This is a genomic window from Salifodinibacter halophilus (assembly GCA_012999515.1).
Taxonomy (GTDB): Bacteria; Pseudomonadota; Gammaproteobacteria; order Nevskiales; family Salinisphaeraceae; genus Salifodinibacter; species Salifodinibacter halophilus.
Window position 1 is genome coordinate 1 of record JABEEB010000473.1, and the last position, 251, is coordinate 251.

General features: G+C 61.8%; 1 protein-coding gene. It reads left to right on the forward strand.

Annotated elements, in window-relative coordinates; all coding sequences use genetic code 11:
* Positions 1–41 precede the first annotated feature (41 nt).
* On the forward strand, positions 42–251 hold a 210-nt coding region (locus HKX41_12500), incomplete at its 3' end, for a hypothetical protein (protein NNC24956.1).

Consider the following 251-nt stretch of genomic DNA (forward strand, 5'->3'; position numbering starts at 1 on the left):
GATGTCGAGGTCGCCGACCTGATCGGTGCGGCGAGCGCCGCATGAGTACCTATTTCCTGCGTACCGTCCATGGCGCGCCCGCTGCGGGCGCGAGCGAACGCGAACGACTGGAAGCGTCGGTGCGCAATACCGGCAATTTTTCCTTCGAAGACGCCGTGGCGCGTCAGCTCGACGACTATCGGGTTCTGCACGATATCGAAGCCTTGCCGGCCGATGCCGAGACTTTGGTGCTGTCGATGTCGAATTTCATC